At 64.3% G+C, this 8,268-nt stretch carries 9 protein-coding genes and 1 pseudogene; 5 read left to right on the forward strand and 5 right to left on the reverse strand.

Translation table 11 applies throughout. The annotated features are described in order from the left end of the window. Nucleotides 1-1,480 (forward strand): annotated as a pseudogene (locus EN780_RS21455) (hypothetical protein); the annotation flags it as partial. Beyond that, nucleotides 1,480-3,600 (forward strand): hypothetical protein, encoded by a 2,121-nt coding sequence (locus EN780_RS21460; RefSeq protein ID WP_128275250.1) that lies wholly within the window; start codon nucleotides 1,480-1,482, stop codon nucleotides 3,598-3,600. The pseudogene EN780_RS21455 and the gene EN780_RS21460, both read left to right, overlap by 1 nt. Here EN780_RS21460 and EN780_RS21465 read toward each other — a convergent pair. From EN780_RS21465 to moaA, 4 genes are all read right to left on the reverse strand, one after another. Further along, nucleotides 3,535-3,795 (reverse strand): hypothetical protein, encoded by a 261-nt coding sequence (locus EN780_RS21465; RefSeq protein ID WP_128275251.1) that lies wholly within the window; start codon nucleotides 3,793-3,795, stop codon nucleotides 3,535-3,537. The genes EN780_RS21460 and EN780_RS21465 overlap by 66 nt on opposite strands. 28 nt (nucleotides 3,796-3,823) lie before the next feature. Further along, complete coding sequence (locus tag EN780_RS21470; protein ID WP_128275252.1) at nucleotides 3,824-4,180, reverse strand: hypothetical protein; 357 nt, start codon at nucleotides 4,178-4,180, stop codon at nucleotides 3,824-3,826. Between the two features lie 121 nt (nucleotides 4,181-4,301). Beyond that, nucleotides 4,302-4,775, reverse strand: coding sequence for a hypothetical protein (locus EN780_RS21475; protein ID WP_245500045.1), 474 nt, complete (start codon nucleotides 4,773-4,775; stop codon nucleotides 4,302-4,304). Between the two features lie 52 nt (nucleotides 4,776-4,827). After that, complete coding sequence (gene moaA, locus EN780_RS21480) at nucleotides 4,828-5,823, reverse strand: GTP 3',8-cyclase MoaA (protein WP_128275253.1); 996 nt, start codon at nucleotides 5,821-5,823, stop codon at nucleotides 4,828-4,830. 201 nt (nucleotides 5,824-6,024) lie between these two features. On the opposite strand from moaA, the gene EN780_RS21485 reads away from it, so the two are divergent. Both EN780_RS21485 and EN780_RS21490 read left to right on the forward strand, forming a co-directional pair. Then, a complete protein-coding gene (locus EN780_RS21485) occupies nucleotides 6,025-6,378 on the forward strand; it encodes a DUF971 domain-containing protein (protein WP_127283136.1) in 354 nt (117 codons plus the stop codon). Between the two features lie 74 nt (nucleotides 6,379-6,452). Then, entirely contained in the window at nucleotides 6,453-7,064 is a 612-nt protein-coding gene (locus EN780_RS21490; RefSeq protein ID WP_128275254.1) for a pyridoxamine 5'-phosphate oxidase family protein, read from the forward strand. 66 nt (nucleotides 7,065-7,130) lie between these two features. Here the strand turns inward: EN780_RS21490 and EN780_RS21495 are convergent, their stop codons facing one another. Then, nucleotides 7,131-7,583, reverse strand: coding sequence for a MarR family transcriptional regulator (locus EN780_RS21495; RefSeq protein WP_128275255.1), 453 nt, complete (start codon nucleotides 7,581-7,583; stop codon nucleotides 7,131-7,133). A gap of 47 nt (nucleotides 7,584-7,630) precedes the next feature. Between EN780_RS21495 and EN780_RS21500 the strand changes: the two genes are divergently transcribed. Continuing rightward, a partial coding sequence (locus EN780_RS21500; RefSeq protein WP_128275256.1) for an alpha/beta fold hydrolase occupies nucleotides 7,631-8,268 on the forward strand: 638 nt, incomplete at its 3' end.

Below are 8,268 nucleotides of genomic sequence, written 5' to 3' on the forward strand. Positions count from 1 at the left end.
ATCGCCGGAAGAAGCGCAGCGCCTGATGAACAACGCCTGGAAATTCGCCGGCTACAACCGTCCCGGTGGCGAGGCCGCGCGCCGCATTTCCATGGCCAATTCCTTCACATCGCGTTTCGCCGATGCCGCGCCGGTAAACGTGGCGAGCCTCGAACCGGGCGCGGGCGTGTCGGCGGCGCTGAACAAGCGTCCGGCGCCGGACGGCCCGGCGGCGGTCGCACAGCCTGTTCAGTCGCCGCGCGCGGCAGAACCGCCTCCGGTGGCCGCGAAGCCGGCTGCGGCGGCGCAGACGGTCGCACAGGCCAATCCAGCCTCCGGTGGTCCGACCGTGCAGCAACTTCTGCAGGCCTCACAGGATCCACGCCTGTCCGAGCAACAGCGAGGCGTCGTTAACCTGATGCTGAAACAGAAGCTCGACGAGCAAAATCCGGCAAACCAACTCGAACTGGAAAAGAACCGGCTGGAAGTCGAGAAGCTGCGCAATCCGCAGATTGAGCCGGGTGACAAAGCGCGCCTCGATTTCGACCGGGAGAAGTTCGCGGCCGAGCAAAGCAAGCCGATCGAGGTTGGTGGCGTCCTGGTCGATCCCAAGACGCACGAGCCCGTTTACAGCGGCCAGCAAACCGATTGGGAAAAGCTGGACGAGCGGACCCTGTACAACAAGCGCACGGGCGAGACGCGGGCTGTCAGCATCGGCAATGGTCCGAACGCTGGCCAGTTCCGGTTCACGGGCAATTCCGTCGAGGCTCAGGCGCTCAACGGCCTGATGGATGGTGGCGGCCTTACGGTCGAGCAGGCGCAGCAGCTCGCCGCCGGCAAGACGATCAGCGGCCCGAATGGCGAATTGCTGTTCCTGACGCCGCAGGGCGTGTTTGGGCAGGCTTCTGCCGGTGGTCCGGCTATGCCTGTAACGACCAAGGCGGCACCGTCCGCCGTGCCGGCACCCGAAGCTCCGAGCGCGCCAGCGAGCCCGCGCGCGGCCAATCCGCCGCCGAGCGAGAACGCCGGCATCCTGCCTCTCACGGGCGCGAAGCAGAAGCCGCTGAACGAGCAGCAGCAGCGCGACAACAAGCTGTACTCGGTGGTCGCACCCGAGCTGCAGATTGTCGAAAAGAACTTCTCGGCCCTGTCCAATCCGTCGGATCAGGCCCTGTCGGCTATCCCGCGCGGATCCGACTTTGGCGCCGAGTACCTGAAATCGCCCGAGTATCAGCGAGCGTCGAACTCGCTGCGCACCATCATCGCATCCTACCTCTACAGCGTGTCCGGCGCGACGGCGGCGCCGGCCGAAGTCGAGAACCAGGCGGCCATCCTGACGCCAAAGCCTGGCGAGGCGAAAGCATCCCTCGACGACAAGTTGGCGCGTATCCGGCAGATGGTCGACGCAATCAAGAGCGGTGGCGGTTCCGCGCCGGCTGGCAACGCGGGCACCGGTGGCGGCACGACCAGCAACGGCTTGAAGTGGAGCATTGAACCCTGATGCCTACGCTCAACATCCAAGGCCGCAAGGTACAGGTAGACGAGGGGTTCCTGTCGATGACGCCCGAGCAGCAGAATGCGGCGGTCGAAGAGATTGCCAAGTCTCTGCCGTCAGCAAACGCTGATGTTTCCGCGGCGGATGCCCGCGCGAAAGCCGGCATGGCCGCTGCTCAAAAGATCATGGATGCTGGTGGCCCCGAACCGGGGAGCGGTCACGACGCGCCCGGAATTGCCTCTCCCCGCGCCATGGGCGCGTCGGGAACGTTCCTCAACGCGATCGGCGAAGGCATTCCGATTGCCGGCCCCTATGTCGACAGGGGCCTGACTGCCACGGCGGCGGGTATCGGCTCGCTGCTGACCGGGGAGCCTGCTTCCGAGGTCAACCAGGAGATGACCGACATCCAGCAAGAAAGCCGTGCCGCGCACCCGATCGCGCGCACTGCCGGCAACGTGACGGGCGCCGTGGCCGGCACGCTTCCGGCGATGGCCGCAGCGCCTGAATTGTTCGGCATCGGAGTCGCGTCGACCCCGTTGCGGTTGCTGGCCAGCACAGGTTCCGGCGCAGCTATTAACGGTGCGGATGCAGCCGTGCGGTCAGGCGGCAACCTTAAAGAAGCAGGTATTGGAGCAGGCATCGGTGCTCTGACAGGCTTTGCCGCCCCATTTGTCGCTCCGCTTGTCGGCAAGGGCGTCAAGGCCGTCGCCGACCGGGTTCAGCTCAGCGCCATTGCCAAGGCGCTTGGCCTGGACAAGAGCGCCACCAAGATTCTGGCGAGCGCTGTCCGACAGGATGCCGTAGAGCCCGGCGCACTGGCGCAGCTCGGCGACAATGGCATGTTGATGGATCTCGGCCCGAACCTGCGTCATACCGCTGGCGCCATCGCGGCAACGCCTGGAGAAGGCAAGGCCATCGTTCGCGGCGCGATTGGTGCGCGCGATGCCGACGCCAACTGGCGCATCCGGTCCAGCCTCAACGAGACGCTTGGCGAGGCTCCTACGCCGTCGCGCATCATCGACCGCGCGACCCGCAACCAGGCAAGTCTACAGCCGGAATATAGGGAAGCCTTGCGCGAGGCCTCACTGGTCGATTCTGCACCAATCGCCCGCTATCTCGACGCCGAGGCCCAGACGCTGCGCGGCGAGGCGCAGAAGGGCGTTCTGCAGGTTCGGAACATGCTCAACTACACGCCGACGCCCGACGAAATAGCCCGCGCTCGCTCCGGCGGTCAGCCGCTGCCCGAGCCTGGGCTGATCAGCGACGCCGGGACGCTGCTGAACGCGCGGCACGCCGTCGATGACCTGCTGGAAACCACGCAGGGGAGCAACGCCCTGAACGCCCTTCAGACCGCACGCCAGGGGATCGATGATGAACTTCGTGCCGCGGTGCCCGGCATCAAGGAAGTGGATGCGAAGTACGCCGAGCTAGCTCGCCAGAAGGACGCCGTTCAGCGCGGCCAGACGGTGCTTTCCAGCGGCCGGGAAGCGCCGCGGCCCGACGAACTCGCCGAGGAAGTCAGGCAAGCCGCGCTGCCGCAAGGTTTGCAGGTGGGTCCGTCGGCCGTGCCGCTTCGCCTTCGTGAGGGCGCCCGCGCGGAGATCGAGCGCATTGTAGGCACCAACGCGAACGACCGCGTCGCGCTTCAGCGCCTGATCAAGGGGGAAGGGGATTGGAACCGGGCGCGCCTGTCGACCTTGTTTGGCTCCGACCGGGCAAAGGCGATTATCGATCTGCTCGACCGCGAAAAGCTCTTTGCCGACACGTCGAACATGGTCACGCGCAATTCCGAGACGGCGGCGCGCATCGCGGCCAGAGATGCCATCGACGGCGGTGGCAGCAGCGGTTTCGGCGTGCGCGAGGGCTTTATTGCCGGCGGCGCGCGCGGCGCAGCACGCGCGGCGGGTACTCGAGCTGTAGAGACCATCATCGACGCGCTGCGGAACGGCGGGAACGACAAGGCAATTACCGATATGGCTCGCAGCCTCACAGGCGGCCCGCAGCAGAGCGCCGTGCTCGATGCGCTGATGCGGGTTGGCCAGGGATCTAGGCTTCAGCAGTCACAGGTCGATCGTGTGGCGCGCGCTCTGCTGCTCAGCGGACCGGACGCCGTCGGTCGCCCTTGAACGGCGTTGCTTGCGGTCTTCGTAGATCCAGACCAGCAGCACCAGGAACATTCCGAACATCATTCCAAGGCTAAAGTCGAGCGACCAACGGCTTAGAAACCAGTCGGCACCTTGGTGGATGGCGGTCAGGACGGCAATGGTGATCACCGCTGCGATTAGCTGAAGGACGGTGGTTCGCGACATGGCGCGGAACATAATGCGAAACCCTAGAAAGCGAAAGGGCTTATTTCGGCGTCAGCACTTCGGTGCCGCTGCCTTCCTTGCCGGCGATGGTCCAGAGGCCGTGCAGCGAGCCGTCTTCCTCGACCTTGTAGACGACGAGGCCGATCTCCTTGCCCATCACATAGCCGGCGGAGAAAGCATTGTCGTTGCGCATGCAGATGCCGTCGGACGACGATCCGCCGGTTTCCCAATGGATGGTGCAGGTCGTCTCGCTGGTCAGCGTGATGGTCGCCTCGCCACCATAGGCGGAGCCGTCGAAATTGGTGCCGGCGACCGTATATTTGCCGCCGATCGACTGCGCCGCCGCCGGTGCCGCCGCAAAGCCGACCATTGCAAGAGCAAGAATGAATTTGCGCATGTTGCATTCCCCCTGTGAGTGAAAAAATCACTTCCATTGGAAGGCTAGGCTGGAACATCGAGTCGGTAAATCGGCCGCCCTTTGGCGGACGAGGATTATTTCGCGGTGTGGCGCAAAATGCTCACGGCCCCTTGAGGCTTCCGGCAATGACGCCAACAAGCGGATCGTATTTCCATTTCAGAGCTTGCGGATACTCGATCCAGACCGTGCGGATGACGCCGTCCTTTCCGAACAGGCGTCGCTCGTAGAAGATCTTGCCGTCCTTGATGCCGGACAGCACCGCCCAATCCTTGCCGGCCTTGCTGTAGGTGATCTTGTAGCCTGGCTCGGCGCTGGCCTTCTCGGAGGAGACAAAGCTTTTCGACGTGTCGTCATCGACGTTGAGGATGCCAGAGCAGATCAGCCTGGCTCCGTCGGGCGCGCTCCATTGCTGCCCGTCGCCATTCTCCGGCTCGGGCTCGCGAATGCTGAAGATCTCGTCCGGAAAGGTGCAGACGGTGCCAAAGCGCTGATTGGTGTAGGTGAACGGCGCGGCGCTGGCTGCGGCTGCCATGCTCAACGCTGCGATGGCCACGGTCGGGAAAAGGTGCTTCAAGCCAGTCTCCAGCCAATGACGGAGGCGATCCTTGCCCCAAATGGCGGAAAGATCAGCCGCCGGTGACGCTCATATGCCGGGACACCGCCGGCCGGCTGGTGCGGCGGTCGATGATGAAGTCATGGCCCTTGGGCTTGCGCCCGATCGCCTCGTCGATTGCCGCAGAGACCAGTTCGTTGCCTTCGGACGCACGCAACGGCGCGCGCAAGTCGGCGGCGTCTTCCTGGCCGAGGCACATATAGAGGGTGCCGGTGCAGGTCAGCCTGACGCGGTTGCAGCTTTCGCAGAAATTATGCGTCATCGGCGTGATGAAGCCTAGCCTGCCGCCGGTCTCGGCGACATGGACGTAACGGGCCGGGCCGCCGGTCTTGTAGGGGATGTCGCTCAGCGTGAACTGGCGCTCGAGCTGGGCCCTGAGCAGCGACAGCGGCAGGTACTGGTCGGTGCGGTCGGCGTCGATCTCGCCCATCGGCATGGTTTCGATGACGGTGAGGTCCATGCCGCGGCCATGCGCCCAGCGCATCATCTCGGGCAGTTCCTCGTCGTTGAAGTCTTTCAGCGCCACCGCGTTGAGCTTGACCTTCAGCCCGGCCGCCTGGGCGGCGTCGATGCCTTCCATGACCTTGCCGAGATGGCCCCAGCGGGTGATCTGGTGGAACTTGTCGGCGTCGAGCGTGTCCAGCGAGACGTTGATGCGCTCGACACCGCAATCGGCGAGCTCCGCGGCGAAGCGCGACAGCTGCGAGCCGTTGGTGGTCAGCGTCAGCTCTTCCAGCGCGCCGCTCTTCAGATGCCGCGACAGCTGGCGCACGAGGTGCATGATGTTCTTGCGCACCAGCGGCTCGCCGCCGGTGAGGCGCAGTTTCCGCACGCCCTTTTCGATGAAGACGGTGCAGAGCCGGTCGAGCTCTTCAAGCGACAGGAGATCCTTCTTGGGCAGGAAGGTCATGTCTTCGGCCATGCAATAGGTGCAGCGGAAATCGCAGCGGTCGGTGACCGACACGCGCAGGTAGCTGATCGTTCGACCGAAAGGATCGATCATGTCCATGCTTTTGCGTTTCCCGTGGCCGCGAACGGCGTCGTTATATACCGCTATGTGATACGATACGGCCTTTCATTCAAGATAGCCTGTCTTGATCTTTGGTAACATTCCCCGACCGACATCGCGTGTCGGCCGCCCTGCAATGGCCTTTTCGGCTGTGGCGAAGCAGCGTAGGGAAGGGGTGGAAATGACGCAGGAACGATCCGCATGACAGCGCCGAAGGAACTCCGGGTCTCGAAGGACCGCAAGCTGCTTACCGTCACCTTTCCGGACCATCATCCGTTCGAATTGCCGGCCGAGCTGCTGCGCGTGCTGTCGCCCTCGGCGGAAGTGCAGGGCCATTCGCCGGAGCAGCGGGTCACCGTGCCCGGCAAGCGCAATGTCGCCATCCTCAAGATCGAGCCGGTCGGCAACTATGCGGTGCGCATCACCTTCGACGATTTCCACGACACCGGCATCTATACGTGGAACTACCTGCATGCGCTTGGTCACGAGAAGGAGGCGCGCTGGAATGCCTATCTCGCCGAATTGACCGAGAAAGGCCTCGGTCGCGACCGTTAGGTCTTGCCATCCGCTTTGTCGTCAAGGCGTCATGGATGTGGAGTAGCGCCGGCAAAGGTTCGGAGACGAAACAGATGTCTGTCATCACATCAGTCGAACAGCTTGAAGCGCTCTACGGCATTCCGGGCGAAGCCTCGATCGTCAAGGAACTCGACCACATCATTCCCGAATACGCCGCCTTCATCGAGACCTCGCCCTTCGCCGCACTGGCGACCGCCGGGCCGGAGGGGCTCGACTGCTCGCCGCGCGGCGACCTCGCCGGCTTCGTGCGCATCCACGATCCGAAGACGCTGATGATGCCGGACCGCCGCGGCAACAATCGCGCCGATTCGCTGAAGAACATCATCAGGGATCCGCGCGTCGGCCTGCTGTTCCTGGTGCCGGGGTCCGGCACCACGCTGCGCGTCAACGGCCGCGCTCATATCACCACCGATGCCGAGCTTTGCGCCTCCTTCACGGTCGAAGGCAAGCCGGCGCGGTCGGTCACCGTCGTCGCCGTCGACACGGTCTATTTCCAGTGCGCCCGCGCCATCGTCCGCTCGGAGCTCTGGAACCCGGCGAAACATGTCGATCCGAAATCGCTGCCGACGCCCGGCCGGATCCTCGAGGTCACCAGCCGCCAGAGCATCGACGGCGAGACCTATGACAAGGAATGGCCAGAGCGGGCAAAGAAGACGATGTGGTAGGTGCGTTGCTATTCAGGTGAGGCCGGCCTGACCTGAATCTCAACACTCCTGGAGAGCGCCCGGCGCTCAGGCTTCCTTCAGCACGTCGGCGATCTTGCGCATCTGCTCGCCGACCATGTCGCACTGCTCCGCAGTCGACTGGCTCATCGCCTTCTCGATCAGCGCCATGTGAACCTTCAGCGCCTGCATCAGCAGGGCTTCGCCTTCCACGGTCAGGCTGAGCCTGAGCACGCGCTTGTCCTTCTCGTCGCCCTCGCGGCGAAGCAGGCCTCGGGTTTCCAGTTGCGGCAGCAGCATGGTGATGTTGGAACGGCCGACCAAGAGCTTGCGGGCAAGGTCATGCTGCGACATGCCGGGATGGCGGTAGAGGTTCATCAGCACGTCGAGTTGCGCGGGCTTGAGATCCAGCGGCACCAGCTTCACTGCCAGCGTGCGCTCCACCACATGGCAGGCACGCGCCACCGCGACCCAGTTGCGAAAGCGCGGGTTATCCCAGGGCAGGTCTTGTTTAATGTTCATGTTTGAACTATTATGTTCATGCTTGAACGAATGGATGGATCGCCACTATGGCATCATTTGGACTGAAGGTCATCCGGGGCGTGTTCGGCGCGGCCGAGCTTGTAGCGCCCCGCCTCAGCGGCCGGGCCGCGTTCGAATTGTTCTGCCGCACGCCCAATGTGAAAGCCCTCAGCGACGGCGAACGCCGCGCCGTCGACCGGGCCGCGGCCTTCATGACCGAGGCGCGCCATCACCGGCTGAAAACGAAGGCCGGCTGCGTCATGGTGCATGAATTCCGATCCGAGCCGGGCAGGGCGGCCGCCGGCACCGTGCTCGTCATCCACGGCTGGCGCTCGCGCACCGAATACATGCGCGCGCTGATCGAAGGCTATCGCCGGGCGGGCTACAGGGTCGTCTCGCTTGACCTGCCGGGCCACGGCCAGTCGCAGGGCCGCCGCCTGAACATGGTCAATGCGGTCGAGGCGGCGAAGGTCGCCGGCGAATGGTTCGGGCCATTCAGCGCGATCGTCGGCCATTCCTTCGGCGGCGCCGTTGCCGCCAACGCCGTCGCCGGTTCCGTCAGGGGCATCCAGCCCGTTGCCGCCGAGAGGCTGGTGCTGATCGCGGCGCCGAGTTCCTTGCCGGCGATCTTCGCCGACTTCAGCCGCATGCTCAATGTCGGTCCGCGTTCGCAGCTTGCCATGGC

This window comes from Mesorhizobium sp. M4B.F.Ca.ET.089.01.1.1 (genome assembly GCF_004022605.1).
GTDB lineage: Bacteria > Pseudomonadota > Alphaproteobacteria > Rhizobiales > Rhizobiaceae > Mesorhizobium > Mesorhizobium abyssinicae.